This window comes from Silvanigrella paludirubra (assembly GCF_009208775.1).
Taxonomy (GTDB): domain Bacteria; phylum Bdellovibrionota_B; class Oligoflexia; order Silvanigrellales; family Silvanigrellaceae; genus Silvanigrella; species Silvanigrella paludirubra.
This window is the reverse complement of record NZ_WFLM01000006.1, coordinates 22,629-43,917: the sequence shown is the minus strand read 5'-3', so window position 1 is coordinate 43,917 and position 21,289 is coordinate 22,629. Positions and strand designations below refer to the sequence as shown.

Genomic DNA, 21,289 nt, shown 5'->3' with positions numbered 1-21,289 from the left:
CTTTAAATACTAAATTCTGTTTTCTTATCTACTACTTTTGCTACACAAGAATCCGACCATACATTTAATGAGGTTTCGATCATATCAATTATACTATAAAAAGGTAAAATAATACCTAATAATACAATAGGAACATTCATGCTGGCGAGTAAACTTGCACTTAAGAAGAAACACCCCATAGGGACGCCCGCATTTCCTACTGCAGCAATAGTTGAAATAAAAATCCATAATACCATTGTGGATAAATTAATTTCAATTCCATGATTTTGCATTAAAAATATTACGGTTGCAAATATAAAAGCGGCACACCCATTCATATTAATGCTTGTGCATAAGGGTAAAACAAATCGGCTAATTTTAGGATTGATATTGATATTTTTTTCTGCTGTTTCAATTGTCACAGGCAAAGTTCCGGCAGAAGATTTCGTAAAAAAAGCGAGCGATAAAGCGGGAAACATTCCTTTCATCGTTTTGTATGGTTTAATTCCATTCATTTTTAACCATAAAGGTAGAATGACAAAACCTTGAAATAAATTTGCAAGAACAATAACGGCTATATATTCACCAATTCCTTTAAATTCCATTCCATTTTTTAATTCCATGGCTGTAACTGTTATAAATCCAAACAGTCCAATGGGAATAATTTTTATAATCCACTGAGTTATGATTAAAAAAATACCATGTAATCCTTGAAAAAAATGAAGGATTGTTTGCTTTGAATTTGCTTCGGGAATAAGGCGAATCGCAATTCCAATACCAATGCCTAAAAGTAACACGGCCATAACTTGATGTTCAATAAATGGTGAAAAAATACTTGAGGGGATGATATTTAAAACATGGTTTAAATAAGTAGTTTCGGAATTTTTTGTAATAAATTCTTTTGCGGCTATATTTTGAATATTAGATGGTTTTATAACTAAATAAAAAATACAGCTTACAGCAGCTGCAATAATTGTAGTGCTTAAGGTATATAATAATGTTCTTTGCCATATTTTTTGAGCTGAAAATTCTGTTTTATAATTTGCTAAGGTAACAATAAGGGATAAAGCAATAATTGGTAAACTTATGAATTTAAATAATTTTATAAATATATCAGATATAAAAACTCCAAAATTTTGAAGATATGATATGTCAGATAATCCAAAAGAAACACCTAAAATAATCATGATGAAATAAATGAGAGGTGTTTTTGAAATTTTTTTATGATGATGATTTCCTGTAGCGCACATATTTTTTCCTTTAAAGGAGAAATTTAAAATTATTTAATTTTTTTTGTATTAAAATAAGAAAAAATAAATTAGCAACAACAATATGTTGTGTTTGTATAGGAATACAATTTTTTGGAAAAATAAGAATAGTTTGTAATTTGTTTCATAAACATTTACCAAATAAATAGATTTGGCTTTATACCAAACGGAGGTGCAGGATATCATATTAAGTCTCAATGTCAAATAAAAAAAGAAGAATAATGGCTGAAGGAAAAGAAAAAAATTAATTTAATTAGTAATTTTAGATATTTATGTGGAATTCAGGAAAATAATTTATCAAATTGGATTAATTTTGTAATTTTTTATTAACCGAACTGATATAATTATTAATTTGTTTCATGCTATCAATAATATTTTTAATTTCGTTTGCCGCGGCTGAAGTCATTTCTTGAATATTGCCAATATTATCTTTATTTCCTGAAATAAAATTTTGAATATCTTGAATTTGATTGTCGAAATAACCTTCAATTCTTTTATTTCGAGATATTTCTATCTTTGAAAGGTCTTTAGTAATTTCAAGACTAAATATTTTTCCTTTTAATAAATTAGAAATATCTAAAAGTCCCTTGCAAGAAGAACTTGATTTTTCTAGTGCTTTAATTGCATTTAAATTAATGGATTGTATCAATTGTGCAAATAATATTCTTAAATTTTTTCTTGATGATTCTGAATTTTCTGTCGGTTCTCCATCATTATCTTTTTCCATATTAAAAAATTCATTAAAAAACAATTCAATTGTTTTAATTTGCAAAAAAGAATACATAGATTCAAATTCAATTATTTCGATTTCACTTCTTAATTTAATAGAGTTGTCTTGAAATTTTTTTACGAGACCTCTAATGATGGAAACCATAGATTGAAATTCACGAGAAATAATGGATACAGAAGCCGTTTCTTGGCCTAAATTTCCTGAGTTTATAGACATATTTAATGAGATATAGTCTAATTTATTGCAAGATAATAAAATAGAATCGGTTTTGCTTTTTAAGTTGGGTGCAAATTCGATAATGGATTTGATTTTATCTAGAACAACATTAAATTGTTTTGAATTTTTGCCAAAACTTCTTGAAATTTCTTTATATATAGGGTTTTTTATGCCTAAACCTTCTATATTTAATGGGGCAAATTGAATTAATTTTCTATTAGTAAGTATTTCATTTGATAAAGCACGAACCATAAAAGACTCATAGGTTTCAAAATTGTGTTCTAAAAGTTTTTCCATTAAAAGGGCGTAAGCTGCTTTCATTCCTTCTTTTTTTTCTTTTTCTAATAGAAGGGGGTAGAGTTCTTTTACAACATTCAAAAAAGGTGATTGAGGTTTTATTCTAATGGACAAATATCCATCTTTAATTGGTATAACCGTAGATAGGACCCAGTAGAATTTTCCTTCTACATTCATATTTTTGACATATGCAACGATAGGTTGGTCTGCTTGTATTTTTTTCCATAATAATTCGAATACACATTTAGGCATATCTGGGTGTCGAATAATATTATGCGGTTTCGAAATTAATTCTTCTTTTTGGTATCCACTGACTCTTATAAAAACATTATTGCCATCGACAATAATACCTTTTTTATCAGTTAATGAAAAGAAAATTTCTTCAAAACCGAATTCGACTTCTTGATTAATGGGCTCAATTTTGTTTTTCATTATAATTTTGCTCTCATCTTTTTTTATCGGTTATGTAATTGAAATTATGCAGCGAATAAAATTTTATTGTAATGTCAAATTTGTACTATATAACTTAGAAGACTGAATTTATTAATTATAATAATAAATTCGTTTGGTAAATGAATTTGTTATAAGTCACTATAATTTATTAAAATAAAAATAATTTGTGATAAAATAACAACAAATATTTTAGATATTTTTAAATTAAAGTATAATTTAAAAATATGAAAAAAGGAAAATGAATGATAAAAGCAATTATCTATTTACTTATTTCTATTATTTTTGAAGTTTTTGCAACAACATCGTTAAAAATGTCTGACGGTTTTACTAAACTATGGCCTAGTATTTTTGTTGTTGTAGGTTACGCAATTGCTTTTTATTGTATGTCATTAAGTACAAAACAGCTCCCTTTGAGTTTTGTTTACGCTGCTTGGTCTGGCTTTGGAACAATATTAATTTCATTAGTAAGCTATTATTATTTTAAGGAAAATTTTGATTTTTATAAAATTATTGGGCTAATCTTCATTATATTCGGTGTTATTCTAATGAAGTTATCTAATATATTGTTAAAAAATGGTTAAATATTTATAAATATAGTCAATTTTTTGAATTGAAATTTTATAAAACTAAATTATGGTATTATAACCCTGAATATTCTTCAGGTAGGTTAAAATGCCCATTCCCATAAAAAAAATACTCCTTTCTATTGTTGGAATTACAACACTAACTATTATTTCATATTTTATTTATCAAAATGTAGTATATATCTCTACAGATAATGCTCAAATTGAAGGACATGCTTTTTTATTAGCTCCGAAAGTTTCAGGATTTATTTCTAAAGTAAATGCAGTTCAAGGTAAAAAAGTAAAAAAAGGGGATGTTTTAATTGAAATTGACAATCGTGATTATTTAAATTCATTAAAACAAGTCAAATATAATTTAATTTCTCTAACTGCTAAATTAACAGATTCTGATAATAATTTTAAGAGAACAGAAAAATTATTTAAAATTGGCGCTGCAACTCCTCAGCAATATGATTCTAGTCTTGCTAATTTAACCGATTTAAAAGCTCAAAAAGAAAGTTTAGAAGCTCAGTTGGCTGAAGCAGAATTACAATTAGAGTATACAAAAATAAAAGCACCAATGAATGGAATTATATCAAAAACATCTGCAGAAGTGGGTCAACTTGCTTCTATAGGTGTTTCTTTAATAGGTTTTGTAGATACAGAAGAAAGATGGATTACAGCAAATTTTAAAGAAACAGAAATTGAGTACATTAAAAATGGAGAATCTGTTCAAATAGAAGTAGATGCCTATTCTAATAAAACTTATAAAGGCTTTGTTTATGCACAAAGTTCTTCTACAGGCGCAACTTTTACTTTGTTACCCCCCGATAACGCAACAGGAAATTTTACTAAAGTTGTTCAACGTGTACCTGTTAGAATCCATTTTGAAAAGTTATCAGAGCAAGATATTGAAATGTTAAAAAATGGTTTATCTGCTTTTATTAAAATAAAGAAAAACCGGATGAAATAATGACTTTAACATCTCGATTGATTATTTTTGTTGCAGTTCTTGCCTCTCTTTTAGAAATAATTGATACCTCAATTGTAAATGTTGCTATTCCAACCATGATGGGAAATTTAGGTGCTACTTTAGAAGATGTTAGTATGGTTATTACTGGATATACTGTAGCAAATGCGATTGTGTTACCTCTATCAGCATGGCTTGGGGAACGTATTGGAAGAAGAAATTATTATTTAGGTTGTATAAGTATTTTCACAATAACTTCGGTTGCGTGTGGATTGGCTCCTAACTTAATTTCATTAATTATTTTTAGAATATTACAAGGATTAGCTGGTGGAGCTTTATTACCAACTTCACAAGCTTTAATATATGAACAATTTCCAAAAGAAAAGGCAGGCATAGCAGGAGCCATATTTGGAATGAGTGTTATGGTTGGACCAACTTTAGGACCTGTTCTTGGTGGGTATTTAACTGATAATTATGGATGGAGATCTATTTTTAATATTAATTTACCAATAGGAATATTAACTTTATTTCTAGGTGTTATTTGCATTCAAGATAGAACAAATGGAGTTAAAAATAAAACAGATTTAGATGTTTTTGGTTTGATTTTGCTCGTTCTTGGAGTTGGCTGTTTGCAATTTTTATTAGAGAGAGGTCAAGCAGATGATTGGTTTGAATCTAAATTAATTACTTCAGCTTGTATCATTTCATTTATTAGTTTAGTTACCTTTGTTTGGTGGGAATTGCGAGTAAAATTTCCTATTATAAATTTAAGATTATTTAAAGAACCAATTGTAGTCAGCGGTATTATATTAATGAGCTGTCTTGGCTTTTTTTTATATGGAATTGTATTTATTTTGCCGGTCTTTTTAACTCGAACATTTAATTATAATGCAGTTCAAATTGGCGAAATATTTATTCCAGGATCATTATTGACTGCATTATTTATGCCTTTTATTGGAAAACAAGTACAAACAATTCGAGATCCAAGAATTTTGATCTTTATTGGATTATTTACTGTTGAAATTTGTTTATATATGATGACATTTTTTTCTTCTTTAACTTCGGAGCGCGATATATTATATATGCTTTTTGCGAGAGGGGTCGCTTTAGCATTTTTATTTATTCCTATAAACTCAACTATTTTAAGCCAGTTTTCTGGTTTTGAACTTGGCCAAGTTGCAGGACTCCTCAATTTATTTCGACAAATTGGTGGAAGTATTGGAATCGCTTTAATAGGTACCTTATTAGCAAGAAATACAAATTACAATTATAATCAATTAATTTCACACGTAACAAATTTAAATCAAAATGCAATGAATAGTTTTAACTCCACAGTTATGAATTTTTCAAATACTTTTATAAAAGATATCGGTTTAGCTAATACTTCTTCAGCAGCAATTGCAAGTTTATACAATCGTATTCAAAATCAAGCCTTTGTTTTAAGTTTTTTGCAGTTAGTAGGTATCATGATGGTTATTTTTTCGATCTCTTTTATTCCTATTTTATTTATCAAATTAAAGAAAAAAGTTCAAAATGTTTCAGATTCCCATTGAAAGCTTTAAGTAACAGTAACGCCAGGTCTTTCTGTTTGAATTGGATTTTTTTTGGAAAAACTTTGTAGTTCTAAATAATAACGAATGATATTTTGTTGAATTTGATTTGTTTGTAATGAGGGGCAGGGAAGTCGAACGATCAAATTGATTTGATTTGGATTCACAATTGATAATTGTACTCGTGGTTCAATATTAACTGGCCCTAAAACAAAAAAATGCTTTTCACTTGCGTAAAAGTTTTTTGCCTCTTCAAAATAAGAGTCGCATGCCTCTTTTGAGGCAATTAATAAATTTCTTTCACTGGTACTCCAATCTTCATTATTAGAGATGGGAACGATAAAAGAATGTAAGGTAAAACTTTCAGTATGGCTTTCTTTAGCAATTGTACTTGTTAAATAAATACTATTTGGAATAACTAAAACTCGTCCTGTATATTGTGAATGTTCTTTACCTGGACCAATCTCAATTAATGTAGTGCTTAAAAATTTGAAATCGACAACTTCTCCCCGAAAAGTAGAAACTTCAATTCGGTCTCCTACAGAGAAGGGTTTTGAAAGCCATTTATATAATCCTCCAATAAAACACAAAATAAATTCTTTTGTAGCAATAGCAATGGCCGCAGCAATTGCTACAAAGGATATGGCCATTGTTTTAATTTCGTCTGACCATATTGTTATGAAAGATAAAAAAATAATTATAATAAAAATATTATTTATTTTAACAATAATACTTCTCTTCGTTTCTGCGGGAGATATTTTTAAATGAGAAACTTGTTTCACAAGTAAAAATCGGATGGCAATAAGAACAAAGAAAAATATAAGACTAGTTACAATATGTTGAAGATAATAATCATCGAGAGTAATCGAATTCATGCGGTAAACCTTAATAGCAAAAATTTGCTATTTTAAACTTCCTTGCTGCTTTAATTGCTCTTTTGCAGCTTCATTGGCTGTTTTTATCATTTTGGGTTTCACAAAATAATAAACAATAGCACCCACCAAAATGACAATACTCACAATTAAAAAAGTTTCAAATGGAGATTTCAATGAAAGAGCTCCTATTTTTGCAGCAAGCAAACCTGTTAAGCCAAATGTTGCTAAATAAAAGGCTTGAAATAATGACTTATATTTAAGCGGAGCCATAATACTAATAGCAGACATCATAACTGGTGAAATAATTGTTTCACTTATTGATAATAAAACAATAAATAATATGAATTGATAATATTGAAATGGTTTTACCCCTTCTTCTATTCCATGTCCAATATGTGCTAAATAAGTAAAATAAAATACAGATGCTGCTGCAATAAATACTGCTAAATTCATTTGAGTAAAAAAATGTGGGTATTTGTTTTTTGTCGCTAATTTAGTTAAAACAAAAGTAATAATAGGTGTAAATAATATAATTGTTAAACTTTCTAAAGACATAAAAAATGTTGTAGGAATATCTACATTAAATACAGTCTTATTTGTAAATTTTTCAATATATAATGTAAGAGTTCCTGAAATAGCAATATTATATACTGTTGTCCAAAGGGCAAAAAATACAAATGCAATAATTAATGAATAGAGAGCTTTCATTTGAACTTTTGAGATTGGCTTTTTATTTGGATCGACAACTTTTTTAGATTTTCTATCAAATTCAAGGACAAGATGTTTTTTTCCTAAAATAAAAACAACCATACCAATTACCATTCCAACACCAGCGGAAGATAAGGCAACTTGATAACCAAACTTTTGAGTTAATAAACCGCTGCTTACACCAGCTATCATGGCTCCAATATTGATTCCAAAATAGTACCAGCTAAATCCAGACTCTCTTCTTGTATCATTTGCTTTATATAAATCACCTAAGAGTGATGGCATACAAGGTTTAAAAAAACTTGTTCCTAAGGCAACACAAAATAATGCTAAATAAAAAATACTCTCATTTTTTGAGAAAAGCATGAAAAAATGGCCTAGAATAATAATACAGCCACCTAAAATAACAGACTTTCCTTTTCCAATAAATCTATCTGCTATAAATGATCCTAATATAGGAAGAGTGTAGGCCGTCATTGTATATATTCCTACTAAACCCAATGCTTTTTCGTTACTCCAACCTAAACCACCACCATAAAGAGGAGCTGATGCATATAAAACCAATAGAAAAGATAAAGTATAATAACTAAATCTTTCGAAAATTTCGGTAAATGCTAGAATGTACATACCCTTAGGTTGTTTTGTTTTTGTGGTCATATTTAATTCTTTCGTGTAAAAGATACAACGGTATTCTTCTAAATAAATTTCTTGCTCTTAAATTTAAAGGGTAAAAAATAATTTGACAACTTTTTTTTTAAAATAAATCAATTTATATCGTATTTATTTAATATTAAATAAAAATAATTTTAATTTTTGATTTTTTTGAATTTAAAATAAAAACATTATTTATGTATTTTTTAGATATGGATAAAAATTTAAAAAGTAATTTTATTATTTAAAAATTACTTTTTGTTTAAAGAAATTACTTTTCCAATTTCAAAACAATCAGGCATGATTTTTTTAAGATTTTCTAACTGACTAGGATCGATGATAAGAGTAAAACCCATTCCCATATTCCAAACGGTAAAAGCTTCTTCATCCGAAATTTTTCCAATTGTTTGAAAATGTTTAATGATTGCTGGTACGGGTATCTTTTTCTTATCAATATCAAAAACAAAATTTTCAGGTAATATTCTGCTAATATTAGTTAAACCGCCACCAGTAATATGCGCCATTCCTTTAATAACGATATGTTTTTTTAGGTTTAAAATATCTTTAACATAAAGACGAGTTGGTTCCGTTAGATAGTCTCCAATTGTTTTTCCTTCAAATGGAGTTTCTAATGTTACGTTATTGTCTGTCATAATTTTACGAACTAAAGAATATCCATTTGAATGGAAACCACTACTAGGAAGTCCAACTATGATGTCATTTTCTTTAATATTTTTGCCATCAATAATATCTTTATTTAAAACATCGCCAACAGCAAAACCTGCTAAATCAAATTTATTTTGATCATAAAATCCTGGCATTTCTGCCGTTTCACCACCAAGTAACAAACAACCTGAGTCTTGGCATGCTTTTACAATTCCTTTGATGACACGGTGCGCAACATCGACATCAAGCTTTCCAGTTGCAAAATAATCGAGGAAAAAAAGAGGTTTTGCTCCACAAACAATGAGATCATTAACACTCATGGCAACAAGATCTTGACCAAGATCTTCATAACGTTGCATTTTAATTCCAAGTTCCAGTTTTGTACCAACACCATCGGTACAGGCAACTAAAGAACGTTCGGAGTCCAATTCATAAATTCCTGCAAATCCACCAATAGTAGGATTTATCTTTTTAATTTTTTCTACGAGTGTTTCTCCGGCTTGGATACTTACCCCTGCTTTTTCATAAGTTGCGCTTGACATAAGGATGTTATCTCCAAAAAAGAATTTTATTAAGGGTTTCTATTAAAATTTTATGCTCTAAAGGTCTTACTCGATCTTTTAATTGTTCTTCGGATTCATAAGGGAACACGGGAAAGGAAACATAGTTTAAAAGTTTTCCAGAATCTAATTCGGGAATAACCTCATGAACAGAAAGTCCCCATTCTGTTACTTTATTTGTAATTGCATATTCATAAGCATGAGCACCTTTGTATAAATCAAGAGGAGCTGGATGCAAATTGATTAAAACAGGTTTTGATTTTATTTTAGAAACTTCTTCAAAAAAAGTAGGAGTTAAAACACGCATATAACCTGCAAGCACAATCACTTTAATATCATTTAAATGTTGAATTGTTTGTAATAAAGCTATTTCATGTTCTGATCTATTTGTATAGTTTTTATGTGGAACTATAAATGTTGAAATATTTTTCGATTGAGCTTTATGAATTACTTTTGCATTTTCTACGTTACAAACTAATGCTTTTACTTTATCTGGAAAAGCATTTGCAATCGCTTCAAAATTTGTTCCGGAACCACTTGCTAAAACAACAATCATTTGTGCAACTCACTAATAAAAAGTTAATTATGATTAAGTTAACATAATTCTTTCGCAATATCAGTGCGGAAGTGAGGTTTTATAAGGTTTCCATTGCTATCTTTAAAATTTATCTTTTCGATCGATTTATATACGTTTTCTCTTGCTTGTTTAAAATTTGTTGCGGTAGATAAAACGCCAAAGGCTCTTCCTCCCGTGGTCGTATTATCTGGTTCTATGGCAGTAGGCAGATAATAGCAATTTGAAGAAATAAAAATACTTTCATTTGGTACTATAATTTCTCTGCGTTGTACATTTGATTCAGGATATTCAGGAGAAGCGCCTACAACAAAAATTCTTTTTAAATTATCATGATCAAATGGTGTCTGTGATTTTTCAGGAAATAAAAAAGGAAGTTTTTTGGCTGTTCTTAAAACTTCAATATAGAAATCTCTCTGTAAACCTGGAAGCAACACTTGAGTTTCAGGGTCTCCCAAACGACAATTATACTCGAGTAGCCATGCTTTATTTGAACTATCTACCATAAAACCTGCAAAAAGAAAGCCATAATAAGGAGTATTTCGTTTAGTTAATTCTTTTAAAGTTTTACTAAAAGTTTCTTTAATTTGAGTCATTAAATTTTCATTTAATTGAACAGGTGAAACGGTCCCCATTCCGCCTGTATTAGGACCTGTTTGGCCATCATTTCGTCTTTTATAATCACGGGCAATGGGTAATAAGCGATAATTTTCTCCATTACATAAAGCAATTACTGATATTTCTTCACCTGAAAGTGTTTCTTCAATAAGGAAACAAGGTTCTTTTTGTGTTTTGCTATAAGTAACAGCTTTGATTTGTGAAGCTAGTTTTTCCCATTCTTGTAAATTTTGTTCTATGGATTTTATTGCTTCTATAACATCTTCTTTTTTAAATAAAACAAATACACCTTTTCCTGCAGCTAAACTATCATATTTTAGCACACAAGGTAACGAAAATTCATTTGAATTTCCTATTTCAAGATAATGATTTAGTTTTATTTTTAATTGATTCCAGTTTATAATTTCAGATTTTGCAGTTTGAACACCAGCTGATTTTATAACTTCTTTACAAATAATTTTACTAGCTTCTAAGGATGCACAATTTAAAGAAGGAGCTAAAACCGGAATATGATTTTGTGAACAATATTCTTCAATTCCTTGTGCAATAGGATTTTCAGGCCCTGCAATAACAAGTCCTACTTTATTTTCTTTAGCAAATTTTGCAATTTCTTGAACCTGTGTTGTTGGGCATTCAGCGTATTTTGCAGAATGCCAATTTCTTTTTCCTGCAGCACAGAAAACAGTATTTACTTCAGGTAGTTTTGAAAAGGAGGAGTAAATCGTAAAATCACGTCCCCCGTTTCCAATAACAAGAATGTTTTCTGGCATGGTAGCAGAATTTATTGTTTCTTTAAAAAGTTCTTTTGAAATTGGCCAAGGAACAAGATTTGTATCACAAATTTCTTTGGGTTGTTTTTCCCCTACAAAGGTTTGAAACATTTCATTATATCTCTGAGAAATTTTTTGGGATAATTCCGCTGTTACCTTTGTGTCTTTAAAGTAGGGGTGATTAGCTGGGTTTTCTTTATATTCTTCTGGTTTTCCAATTATTTTAATTAATTCTTCTCGTAAGAATTCTTTAGACATTTGTTTTGGTGCTAATAAATTTAATCCACTTGCAATCCAATAGCGAGAAGAATCGGGAGTGTGAACTTCGTCAACTAAAATAATGCGGTTTTGGTATAAACCCATTTCATATTTTGTGTCTACTAAAATGAGGCCTCTGTTTAAAGCTTCTTGTTCACCAAAAAGAAAAAGTTCAATTGCTTTTTTTTCTACTAAATTCCAGTTTTCCTTTCCTATTATTTCAGATGCTTTTTCACAAGAAATAGGGAGATCATGACCAGTTTCTGCTTTTGTAGATGGTGTAATAATAGGTTTGCTAAATTTTTGATTTTGAGTCATGTTTTCTGGAAGATTAATTCCATATTCTGTAAATACACCAGCAGCACCTTTTTCTTGATACAAGCGCCAAAGGCTTCCGGTAAGATAAGATCTAACTATAATTTCTACAGGAAAAACTTTTGCTTCTTTAACTAAAACATGTGTTTCATCAAGACAGCCAATTAAATTATTTTCAATAATATGTGATGTTTTATTAAAGTACCAAACCGAGATTGCTTGAAGAATTTCAGCTTTTTTTTCAATTTGAAAAGGAAAAATATAATCAAAAGCAGAGATACGATTGCTAGTTTCGATAATTCTTGTTTCATTATTTAAAGAAACGCTATTTCTGACTTTTCCGATATAGATTTTTGTAATGGATGTCATAAAGGAATCCTTAAAAATATTTTTGAATGTTTATTAAATTTTCATTCATTTGTTCTATTGGTATTTCACCGCCTGAAAAAATAGCTCTACTAAATGGAAAAATAATTTCATTAGGATGATTTTTGCATTTTTGAATTACATTCCAGTCCGCATTTTGAGCGCCAATTCCTGGAGATAATATAGATAAATGACTTTCTTTTATTTCATTTGAAAATAAAATATTTTCCCTATTTGCCGCTACAACAACACCCGTTAATTTTTGAAACGAAGTTTCTCCTTGAAAAACTTCGTTTCGAATTTCGCAGCAAGCTAAAAGTGTCTTTTTCCAATTGTCTTGAATAAAAGAAAGATGATTTGTGCTAGACTCGCTTGTCGCACAAAGTACATAAACACGCCCTTTTTTACCTACATGTTTTGCACATTCTTCAATAGACATTTGAATTGATTTTTCGCCTAAAAATGGGCTTATTGTAATACCATGAGCACCAATGGAATGGAAAACAAAATCGAGGTAGGCTTTTAGAGATGTTGAGATATCATTAAATTTTGCATCTAAAATTATAGTGTATTGTTTTTGAAAACGGGCAACAAGTTCTTCAAGTAAAAGTAAACCTTTACTTCCGTAAGAAAGAAAAAAAGCCAATTGTGGCTTCATAATGCTGTCTTTTAAATTTCCAGAACAAAATTCAAGAATTTCCATATGCTTGTAAACAGATTCACGAAAAGATTCAAAATCTTTATTCGTGGGATTGGGATCAACTCCAAGACAAAGTTTTACGTTATGATTGTTTTTCATTTAAATCCTTCCTAAATCTTTCAGCAGCATTTATGTGTTCTTGGCTTTTATTTGAATAAGAAATAAAATGCCCCATTTTACGGTTTAATTTTGCCTCTTCTTTTCCATATAAATATACATCAATAATTTCTGGATGATTTTTCCAACAGGATAAATTTAAATTATCTTTGTTACCTTGGGCAAACCAGATATTGCCTAATAAATTTCCCATACAGTAAAATCCAGGATTTAATTTTGGTTCATGTAAAGGAAGATCCAATAAGGCTCTTGCATGAGCATCGTATTGACTAATATCACAAGCATTTCTAGATATATGTCCCGAATTATGAGGTCTTGGTGCAAATTCATTTACAAAAATAGAAAAACCATCAGTCTCATTTTGAGAATTATTTTTATTTTTTTGTTTTGTTATAAAAAATTCGGTGGTTAAAAGTCCAACTATATTTAATTTATTTGCACAATTTTTTGCAATTTCTTTGAGTTTATTTTGAATATTTTTATTTAACATTGATGGAATTGTAGTGTTATAAAGAATATGATCTTTATGAACGTTATCAAAAATAGGAAAACAGAGCGAGTCTCCCTCCTGATTACGGGCTACAATACAACTAGCTTCATATTCAATTGCTATTTTTTCTTCAACGATAACTTCAACAAATTTATCTTTCGTAAAATCTGTTATAAAATTACTGATATCAATTTCATTTTCTATGCTCCATTGTCCCTTTCCATCATAGCCACCTGTAGATGTTTTAATAATAAATGGTTTTGGAAAAGTAGGTAGAATTTGAATTAAATCTTCATATGATTTTGCAAATGCAAATTGACAAACAGGAATGTTATTTTCTTTTAAAAATGTTTTTTCATAAAATCTATTTTGAGTAACGGCTAAAACACTTGCGGAAGGATATATTTTTTTTCCTGTTACCTTAACTAGGGATTCCAGAAGTTCAGTAGAAACATTTTCAAATTCATAAGTAATTAAGTCACATAGAGAAAAAAACTCTTTCAACTTTTCAAAATCGTTCCATGAGCCCTGAAAATGAAGAGGGGATCGATGAAATGAAGGAGAAGTTGGTTCAGGATCATAAAAAGCAACTTTGGCTCCATATTTTAAAAGGGATTCAGAGAGCATCCCTCCTAACTGACCACCTCCTAAAATTCCAATCGTTTTCATACCTCTTTTTTTCCTTGTTTTTTAAGAGATTTTAAATATTTTTCCTGGACAATTTCATTTCCATCAAGAGCTTTGTCCGCTCTATTTTTCCGCCATTGGACTAGTTTTTGCGCTAAATTTTTATCATGCAAAGAAATAATTTGAATTGCAAATAAAGCAGCGTTTGTTGCGCCTGCATTTCCAATAGCAAAGGTTGCGGTTGGAATGCCTCCAGGCATTTGCACAATGGAAAGTAAACTGTCTAATCCATTTAATGATTTTGATTGAACAGGAACCGCTAATACAGGGAGAGTTGTTAATGCGCTTACCATTCCAGGCAAATGAGCAGCCCCACCAGCTCCTGCAATGATAACTTGAATTCCTTTTTTTGATGCTGACTTTGCAAAATCAAACATGAGTTCTGGAGTTCTATGTGCACTGATAACTTGAATTTCATAGGGAATTTGAAATTCGATTAAAATTTCTTCTGCATGTTTTAAGGTTTCATAATCAGAATGGCTTCCCATGATAATGCTGACTAAATTTTTAGGACTCATTTAAATTGCTCCTAGTTTTTCAATACAACCTTTTTTTTGGGCGATTTCATCTTGGTAGTTTCCAGAAAAACATGCCGTACACCAGCCTCCATTTAAAGATTCTTCATTCTTTTTTAAAGAGGAAGTTTGAAAGCTTTGCATTACATTGAGTAACTGGTTTTCAGACAAAAATTCTAATGTATTTGATTTTAAATATTCATTCATTTCAAGAGAAGTCATTACTTGTGCTAAAAGTTCTTTACGTTTTGGCGTATCTATTCCGTAATAACATGGATATTTAACAGGAGGGGAAGCAATTCTCATATGAACTTCTTTAGCTCCTGCTTCACGAAGGAGTTCAATAATTTTACGAGAAGTAGTTCCTCTAACAATACTGTCATCAATAACTATGATACGTTTCCCTTTTACGGTTTCTCTTACAGGATTTAATTTAAGTCTTACTTTAAAATTACGTACGTTTTGAGTGGGTTCAATAAAAGTTCGTCCAACGTAGTGATTTCGAATTAATCCAATACGATAAGGAATTCCAGATGCTTTTGCGTAACCCATTGCCATAGGAACGCCACTATCAGGGACTGCAATTACCATGTCGGCATCGACAGGATTATTTTTTGAAAGTTCTTCACCCATCGCAAAACGAGCATCGTTTGCTAATATATTCCAAACAAGGCTATCTGGTCTTGAAAAATAAACATGTTCAAAAATGCACTTTGAATGTTGTAATTTTCTATTTTGAAATTCAGTTAAATTAAAAATGTTACTTTGTGTTAATCCAGTAGCTAATTCAATTGACAAAATTTCTCCAGGAGCAATATCTCGAACAAACTCAGCTCCAACTAAATCCATTGCACAAGTTTCGCTAGATAATACCCAACTTGGAATGCCATTTTCGTTTTTCATTTTGCCTAAGGAGAGAGGACGATAACCACAAGCATCAACAACGGCATATAGATGAGTTGGCGTTAATACTAATAATGAAAAAGCACCAGATAATTCTTCAAAAGAATGTTTTAATTTTTCAATAAAAGTAGTTTTGTTACTTCGTGCCATAATGTGTAGAATAAGTTCGGTATCTGCCGTCGCCTGTAATATAGCACCTGAGTTTTCAAGGAAAGTACGAATTTCTTCGGAATTAACAATGTTACCATTATGGGATAAAGAAACAGGTATTCCACCAATACGAGCCGTAATGGGTTGCACGTTAGCGCCAATATTACCACCAGCAGTGCTGTAACGAACATGGCCTATGGCATTATTTCCTTCTAGTTTTGAAAGATCATTCTCTTTAAAAACATCAAAAACAAGACCCGTATTTCTGTGTGTATTTATAATTTTTTCATTTGTAGTTGAAATCCCTGCACTCTCTTGGCCACGATGCTGAAGAGCAAAGAGGCCAAGATAAGCAATTTTTGAAGCATTTTCTGCGTTAGTAACTCCAAAAACTCCGCACATTAGATTGTTTCCTTATCTGCACAAGATAACGTTTCAAAATATTGTTTTAAAGACTGAGAATATTTAGCGTATACATTGTCAAAATTAAATAAAGGCATTGAAATTTCAGAGTCTTTATGTTTGAGTTCCGCAATTTTATTTACATTCAAGTTTAAAAATTCTTGATTCATGAAAATATCTGCTTTTTCTTTGGAATCAAAGCCAACTATAAAACCCATGTTACCTTCAGCAAAAAGTGTTTTTGTAGAAGTTTTCCAAATTTGGCTTGAAAGATCTAAAGAACTTTTTGATTTTAAGGATAGTGAAATTAAAGAACCAATTAAGCCACCGTGTCCAACAGGCACTGTAATTTTAGGACTTAATTTTTGGATTGTATTTAAAATACATTGCCATAATTCTTTTTCATTTGTCAAAACAAGTTTTGGACAATTGGAGTTCTCACCACCAAGTAACCAAGCAGTTTGAGATGCTTCATAGCTTGAATTTTCAAAAGCATCTTTAATGGAAATATGATAAAGAAACACAGATTTCTCATTGGATTTTTCAAAAAAGCGATGAGGTAAGGAGTCTAATGGTACTTTACTGAAGTCATCTACTCTTCCTACTATGCCAAGCATGGGAGTTGGAGGAATAGGGCGGCCTGAAGTTTGGTTATTTAAACTTACATTTCCACTTACTATAGGAATATGTAGTTGCTTCGCTACAATATTAATTCCATCAACTGCATCGGAAATTTGGCGCATGACTTCGGGAGAGCGTGGACTACCAAAGTTTAGGCAATCTGTCATAGCTAAAGGAACAGCTCCCGATGCAATAACTTTTCGAGCAATTTTTAAGGCAGATAATCCAGAACCATCAAAGGGGTTTAATTCTACCCAACGTTCTTCACACCCACCTGCAATAGCTGCTCCCGTTTTTGTTTTGTTACCTTGAGAATCTACTTCTTGAGCATATTCTGGTAAACGAACAACACCAGCGGATGCGGATTGTAAAGAACCTACTGCTGCAATTGTGTTACCTTGAACGGTAGAACAATAATTATGATATACAGGTGATCTACTTGCATTTGTAGGATGAGAATAGAGTTTTGAAATTAATTTAGGATATTTTTCAATAAAATTTTCTAAATTTAAATTTGATAAAATATCTTTGTGAGCTTCTTTGTTTTCTGCATTTAAAGATAGTGAAAGATTTTTTGAATGAGTTTCTCCATCCCAAGAATTTTCACATGTTTCGTTTTTAATGACTTTATGATTATTTAAATATTCTTCTTTATTTTGAATTGGCCATTCGTATCTTGGAATATCTTCTACTAAAATAGATACTGGTGTTGCTGTGACTATTTTGTTATCAAAAATACAAGTAAATAATCCTGTATAATTTACTTTACCAACTACAGCATATGAAATATTAAATTTTTCAAGTTCATTTAAAACGGCATCTATATTATTTGGTGAAACAGCACATAACATACGCTCTTGTGATTCACTTAATAAAATTTCCCAGGCTTGCATATTGCTTGCTCTTTGTGGAACTTTATTTAAATCAATGGCAACACCGCACCCAGAACGACCCGCCATTTCAACAGAGCTTGATGTTAATCCAGCTGCTCCCATATCTTGTAAACCAACCGTTAATTTTTTTTCAATTAATGATAATGTGGCTTCAAGAAGTACTTTTTCAGCGAAAGGATCACCAACTTGAACTGTAGGCTTTAATGCGGCACCTGTTCCTGAAAATTCAGAGCTACTCATGGTTGCTCCATGAACGCCGTCTCTACCTGTAGCAGAACCAAAATATATAAGAACATTTTCTTTTTCTGGAAAAAGAATTTCGTTTAGTTCTGGTGTTACTTCATTTGTTACTTTAATTTTAGGCAGAACTTGTTCCGCTTTCTTTTTAAGTGGAACAATTTGCTCTTCACTTGCTTCAGAAAGAATTCCTCTAAATATTTTGTCTTTATGTATAATTCCAGCATTAAAAGCATTTACTAATATATTTTTGCTATAATTATGATGAAAACTGATATCACCTGTTACGGTTGGAACGCCTACGGAATTTCCGTAATCTCCTATTCCACGAACAGTGTCACGAATGAGTCTTGCATTCCAAGTTCCTTCTCCAAAACGCAAGCAATTTAAACTTGCGATTGGATAAGCACCCATACAAAAAATATCTCTTAAAATACCACCAACTCCAGTTGCAGCACCTTGATAAGGTTCCAAATAACTTGGGTGATTATGTGATTCCATTTTAAAAGCAATGCCATAATTTTTATTAATAGCTACAACACCTGCATTTTCACCAGGTCCTTGAATAACCCAAGGCTCTTCTGTGTGAAAACGTTTTAAATGAACTCGTGATGATTTGTATGAGCAATGTTCACTCCAAAGGGCGCCGCATACGGCGAGTTCTTCGGAAGAGGGCAATCTGCCAAGTTGCTTGCAAAACGTCTTTAATTCTTCTTCATTTAAACCGAATTGAATTGCTTGTGTTAAAAACTCTTTTGTTATGAGGGATGTATCAAACATCTTAGCTCACTCCCCTGTTTATATTTTCAGAAAATTTTTCTAGTGGACTACCGGCTTTTATTTTGATTTTTCTGGATTGGGAAATCCCAAGTAAGAAAAGAAGTCCTTCCGTACCACCCACAAAACTATCTGAAGCGCGTTCGGGATGCGGCATCATACCAAAAATAGTTCCTGATTCGTTTGTAATTCCTGCAATAGATTTATAGCTTCCGTTTTCATTGTGATTGTAGTAAACAACCGCATTTTTTTCTGCATTTATTTTGTCTGTTTCGTTAAGAGGCGGAAGCCAATTTCCCATTCCACAAGACATTGGAATTAAAAATTCGTTAGAAAACGTTTTTTTTACTTTTTCTAAGTTTATTGAATTAAATTTTGGAATCCAAACACATTTATTCTCAGCATTATTTGAGTCTAAAAAACTAGGATCAATTTTAATAGAAACAGGAAAATGGTGATGTTGACGAGTAATATTTTTTATTAAGGCACCAGGAAGAAGGCCTGTTTCACATAAAATTTGAAAACCATTACATATTCCTAAAATGGGAATATTTTCTTTGGATTTTTCTTTTATGAATGCCATTTCTTTTGTACGAGAAGCAATAGCTCCCGCTCTTAAATAATCTCCGTAGCTAAATCCACCTGGAATAAAAATAGCATCAATTTCATTCGCTGTAAGCGTAGAATGCTTTTCTAAATCAAGAAATTCAGCTTCAGTGTCTAAGTTATTTGAAATCCATAACAAAGATTCTTTTTCACAATTAGTTCCAGGAAAAACCGGTATTAAGGTTTTTTTCTTCATTGGACGACCTCAACCTTATACTGCTCGATAACAGGATTATGCAAAACCTCACAAGCATATTTATTTATGTTTTCTGGGGATGCGTCACCAGCCATGCGAATAAAGAAGGACTTTTGTTGACGCAAGCTGATCACGGCATTGCCAGAGAGCTTCATATCGTTTGCAATTGTTTTTGCCTCGGTGTCAAGCACATCTGGGAGAAGTTCAACTGTTACTTTAATTACTTTTTGAAGTGCAGGGACTTTTTGATTCACTTGCTCTGTTTTTTTACGGTTGAATTCTTCAGGAGTGATACCAAAAACTCGTTTAAATGTAACAGGAGCGGAACTAATGTAACGATCTGTTTCAAAAAGAGCAGAAATTGTTTTGCTTCCTACAATTTCACAAACTTTTTTATTTGCAAGAAGATCATCTAAAAATTGTTTTTGGGCAACTCCAGATGTAGATACTTTTGCAGAAATATTTAACGCTATTGATTGAACAAGTTCATAGGCCTCTGTGCGATTCATTCCGCTTGATACGAGAGCAGTTAAAACACTTTGGCTAGCCCACAATCCACCTGTTCTCCAAAGAGTCGCATTCATAGCTTCAGGGCGAATTTGCATGCCTTCTATCAAGGAAGCGCAACGTGAGATCATAAAATCTGCAGTAACGAAAATATCGGGAAGAGCCATACGTTCTACACTGCTGTGTGAAATATCTCTTTCATGCCATAGTGCTACGTTTTCTGATAACATTCCTGCAAAACCACGAATCGTACGTGCTAAACCACAAAGATTTTCGGCAAGAATAGGATTTTTTTTGTGTGGCATTGCTGAGCTGCCTTTTTGTTTTTTTCCAAAAGGCTCTAAAACTTCACCAAGTTCAGTGCGCGCCCAATGGCGAACATTTGTGGCAAAACGATCGACAGCGTTGGTTGCAGCTAAAATGGCGCTTGCAACGGCAACAAGACGATCTCTTGGAATAACTTGGGTGGCAACAAGTTCTGGCTCTAATTCTAATTTATTTAATACAGCCATTTCAAACTTTGGACTTAATTGAGAATAAGTTCCTACAGCTCCAGAAAGTTTTCCAAAAGACATTAATTTTTGAGCTTCTAAAATTTCGAGATGCGCTCTTTGAAATTCAGCAAAATGACTAGAAAGTACTTGGCCAAAACTCATTGGTTCAGCATGAATTCCATGCGTGCGGCCAATACAAACAGTACTTACATGTTGAAATGCTTGAGCTGTTAAATTTTCTCTAAGTTTTTGAAGGGTATTTGAAATAATTTGAAGGGATTTTCGTGTGCGGAGGGAAAGGCTTGTGTCAAGAACATCGGAACTAGTCAGTCCTTTATGCAGATAATGTCCTTTGTCTCCCATAGCGTCACCAACTTCAGATACAAAAGCAATAACGTCATGGCCTGTTTCCTGCTCTCTATTAAGAAAGTCAGAGGGTTTTTTGCTAATTAAAGCAGCGTCAAATACGCTTAAAACCTCAATAGGAGCTTCACCTGAGTCGACAAGAGCAGAGAGGTGAGCTTTTTCAACTTCAGCCCAAGATGCATATTTGGCATCTTCGGACCAGATAGCTTTCATTTCTGGGCGGGAATAACGTTCAATCATG

17 protein-coding genes are annotated in these 21,289 nt (G+C 31.4%); 3 read left to right on the top strand and 14 right to left on the bottom strand.

Annotation, left to right across the window (positions count from 1 at the left end; all coding sequences use genetic code 11):
* Positions 1 to 2: 2 nt before the first annotated feature.
* Both GCL60_RS15635 and GCL60_RS15630 read right to left on the bottom strand, forming a co-directional pair.
* Positions 3 to 1,229: a dicarboxylate/amino acid:cation symporter gene (locus GCL60_RS15635; protein WP_153421614.1), complete on the bottom strand. Its 1,227-nt coding sequence runs from the start codon at positions 1,227 to 1,229 to the stop codon at positions 3 to 5.
* Between the two features lie 325 nt (positions 1,230 to 1,554).
* Positions 1,555 to 2,922, bottom strand: coding sequence for a PAS domain-containing protein (locus GCL60_RS15630; RefSeq protein WP_153421613.1), 1,368 nt, complete (start codon positions 2,920 to 2,922; stop codon positions 1,555 to 1,557).
* A 263-nt stretch (positions 2,923 to 3,185) separates the two neighbouring features.
* Here GCL60_RS15630 and GCL60_RS15625 point away from each other — a divergent pair, with 263 nt between their 5' ends.
* The 3 genes from GCL60_RS15625 to GCL60_RS15615 all read left to right on the top strand — a co-directional run bounded on the left by GCL60_RS15625 (position 3,186) and on the right by GCL60_RS15615 (position 6,029).
* Positions 3,186 to 3,524 (top strand): DMT family transporter, encoded by a 339-nt coding sequence (locus tag GCL60_RS15625; RefSeq protein WP_202614047.1) that lies wholly within the window; start codon positions 3,186 to 3,188, stop codon positions 3,522 to 3,524.
* Positions 3,525 to 3,615: 91 nt separating this feature from the next.
* On the top strand, positions 3,616 to 4,479 hold the full coding sequence (locus GCL60_RS15620) for an HlyD family secretion protein (protein WP_153421612.1): 864 nt from the start codon (positions 3,616 to 3,618) through the stop codon (positions 4,477 to 4,479).
* Complete coding sequence (locus GCL60_RS15615; RefSeq protein WP_153421611.1) at positions 4,479 to 6,029, top strand: DHA2 family efflux MFS transporter permease subunit; 1,551 nt, start codon at positions 4,479 to 4,481, stop codon at positions 6,027 to 6,029. The genes GCL60_RS15620 and GCL60_RS15615 overlap by 1 nt, the downstream gene beginning before the upstream one ends.
* 5 nt (positions 6,030 to 6,034) lie before the next feature.
* Here GCL60_RS15615 and GCL60_RS15610 read toward each other — a convergent pair whose 3' ends face one another.
* The 12 genes from GCL60_RS15610 to purB form a co-directional block, all read right to left on the bottom strand.
* Positions 6,035 to 6,901, bottom strand: a complete 867-nt coding sequence (locus GCL60_RS15610) for a mechanosensitive ion channel family protein (RefSeq protein WP_153421610.1) — start codon at positions 6,899 to 6,901, stop codon at positions 6,035 to 6,037.
* 27 nt (positions 6,902 to 6,928) lie between these two features.
* A complete protein-coding gene (locus tag GCL60_RS15605) occupies positions 6,929 to 8,266 on the bottom strand; it encodes a peptide MFS transporter (protein ID WP_153421609.1) in 1,338 nt (445 codons plus the stop codon).
* A 245-nt stretch (positions 8,267 to 8,511) separates the two neighbouring features.
* The gene (gene purM / locus GCL60_RS15600; RefSeq protein ID WP_153421608.1) at positions 8,512 to 9,468 is read right to left on the bottom strand and encodes a phosphoribosylformylglycinamidine cyclo-ligase; all 957 of its coding nucleotides are present in this window, start codon (positions 9,466 to 9,468) and stop codon (positions 8,512 to 8,514) included.
* A 7-nt stretch (positions 9,469 to 9,475) separates the two neighbouring features.
* On the bottom strand, positions 9,476 to 10,042 hold the full coding sequence (gene purN, locus GCL60_RS15595) for a phosphoribosylglycinamide formyltransferase (RefSeq protein WP_153421607.1): 567 nt from the start codon (positions 10,040 to 10,042) through the stop codon (positions 9,476 to 9,478).
* 38 nt (positions 10,043 to 10,080) lie between these two features.
* Positions 10,081 to 12,390, bottom strand: a complete 2,310-nt coding sequence (locus GCL60_RS15590) for a phosphoribosylaminoimidazolesuccinocarboxamide synthase (protein ID WP_153421606.1) — start codon at positions 12,388 to 12,390, stop codon at positions 10,081 to 10,083.
* 10 nt (positions 12,391 to 12,400) lie between these two features.
* The gene (pyrF, locus tag GCL60_RS15585; protein ID WP_153421605.1) at positions 12,401 to 13,186 is read right to left on the bottom strand and encodes an orotidine-5'-phosphate decarboxylase; all 786 of its coding nucleotides are present in this window, start codon (positions 13,184 to 13,186) and stop codon (positions 12,401 to 12,403) included.
* Positions 13,170 to 14,363 carry a 5-(carboxyamino)imidazole ribonucleotide synthase gene (locus GCL60_RS15580; protein ID WP_153421604.1) on the bottom strand — a complete coding sequence of 398 codons (1,194 nt, stop codon included), beginning with the start codon at positions 14,361 to 14,363 and terminating at the stop codon, positions 13,170 to 13,172. Before GCL60_RS15580 ends, pyrF begins: the two co-directional genes overlap by 17 nt.
* Complete coding sequence (gene purE, locus GCL60_RS15575) at positions 14,360 to 14,899, bottom strand: 5-(carboxyamino)imidazole ribonucleotide mutase (protein ID WP_153421603.1); 540 nt, start codon at positions 14,897 to 14,899, stop codon at positions 14,360 to 14,362. Before purE ends, GCL60_RS15580 begins: the two co-directional genes overlap by 4 nt.
* Positions 14,900 to 16,351: an amidophosphoribosyltransferase gene (gene purF / locus GCL60_RS15570; protein ID WP_153421602.1), complete on the bottom strand. Its 1,452-nt coding sequence runs from the start codon at positions 16,349 to 16,351 to the stop codon at positions 14,900 to 14,902.
* Entirely contained in the window at positions 16,351 to 18,882 is a 2,532-nt protein-coding gene (locus GCL60_RS15565; RefSeq protein ID WP_153421601.1) for an AIR synthase related protein, read from the bottom strand. Before GCL60_RS15565 ends, purF begins: the two co-directional genes overlap by 1 nt.
* A 1-nt stretch (position 18,883) precedes the next feature.
* A complete protein-coding gene (locus GCL60_RS15560) occupies positions 18,884 to 19,681 on the bottom strand; it encodes a phosphoribosylformylglycinamidine synthase subunit PurQ (RefSeq protein WP_153421600.1) in 798 nt (265 codons plus the stop codon).
* Complete coding sequence (purB, locus tag GCL60_RS15555; protein ID WP_153421599.1) at positions 19,678 to 21,288, bottom strand: adenylosuccinate lyase; 1,611 nt, start codon at positions 21,286 to 21,288, stop codon at positions 19,678 to 19,680. Before purB ends, GCL60_RS15560 begins: the two co-directional genes overlap by 4 nt.
* Position 21,289 lies beyond the last annotated feature (1 nt).

Coding starts and splice junctions, on each gene's coding strand:
- purM (WP_153421608.1), bottom strand. CDS start 9,468: ATGTCAAGCGCAACTTATGAAAAAGCAGGGGTAAGTATCCAAGCCGGA.
- GCL60_RS15630 (WP_153421613.1), bottom strand. CDS start 2,922: ATGAAAAACAAAATTGAGCCCATTAATCAAGAAGTCGAATTCGGTTTT.
- GCL60_RS15615 (WP_153421611.1), top strand. CDS start 4,479: ATGACTTTAACATCTCGATTGATTATTTTTGTTGCAGTTCTTGCCTCT.
- GCL60_RS15565 (WP_153421601.1), bottom strand. CDS start 18,882: ATGTTTGATACATCCCTCATAACAAAAGAGTTTTTAACACAAGCAATT.
- pyrF (WP_153421605.1), bottom strand. CDS start 13,186: ATGAAAAACAATCATAACGTAAAACTTTGTCTTGGAGTTGATCCCAAT.
- GCL60_RS15610 (WP_153421610.1), bottom strand. CDS start 6,901: ATGAATTCGATTACTCTCGATGATTATTATCTTCAACATATTGTAACT.
- GCL60_RS15620 (WP_153421612.1), top strand. CDS start 3,616: ATGCCCATTCCCATAAAAAAAATACTCCTTTCTATTGTTGGAATTACA.
- GCL60_RS15560 (WP_153421600.1), bottom strand. CDS start 19,681: ATGAAGAAAAAAACCTTAATACCGGTTTTTCCTGGAACTAATTGTGAA.
- purE (WP_153421603.1), bottom strand. CDS start 14,899: ATGAGTCCTAAAAATTTAGTCAGCATTATCATGGGAAGCCATTCTGAT.
- GCL60_RS15605 (WP_153421609.1), bottom strand. CDS start 8,266: ATGACCACAAAAACAAAACAACCTAAGGGTATGTACATTCTAGCATTT.
- GCL60_RS15580 (WP_153421604.1), bottom strand. CDS start 14,363: ATGAAAACGATTGGAATTTTAGGAGGTGGTCAGTTAGGAGGGATGCTC.
- purB (WP_153421599.1), bottom strand. CDS start 21,288: ATGATTGAACGTTATTCCCGCCCAGAAATGAAAGCTATCTGGTCCGAA.
- purN (WP_153421607.1), bottom strand. CDS start 10,042: ATGATTGTTGTTTTAGCAAGTGGTTCCGGAACAAATTTTGAAGCGATT.
- GCL60_RS15590 (WP_153421606.1), bottom strand. CDS start 12,390: ATGACATCCATTACAAAAATCTATATCGGAAAAGTCAGAAATAGCGTT.
- purF (WP_153421602.1), bottom strand. CDS start 16,351: ATGTGCGGAGTTTTTGGAGTTACTAACGCAGAAAATGCTTCAAAAATT.
- GCL60_RS15635 (WP_153421614.1), bottom strand. CDS start 1,229: ATGTGCGCTACAGGAAATCATCATCATAAAAAAATTTCAAAAACACCT.
- GCL60_RS15625 (WP_202614047.1), top strand. CDS start 3,186: ATGATAAAAGCAATTATCTATTTACTTATTTCTATTATTTTTGAAGTT.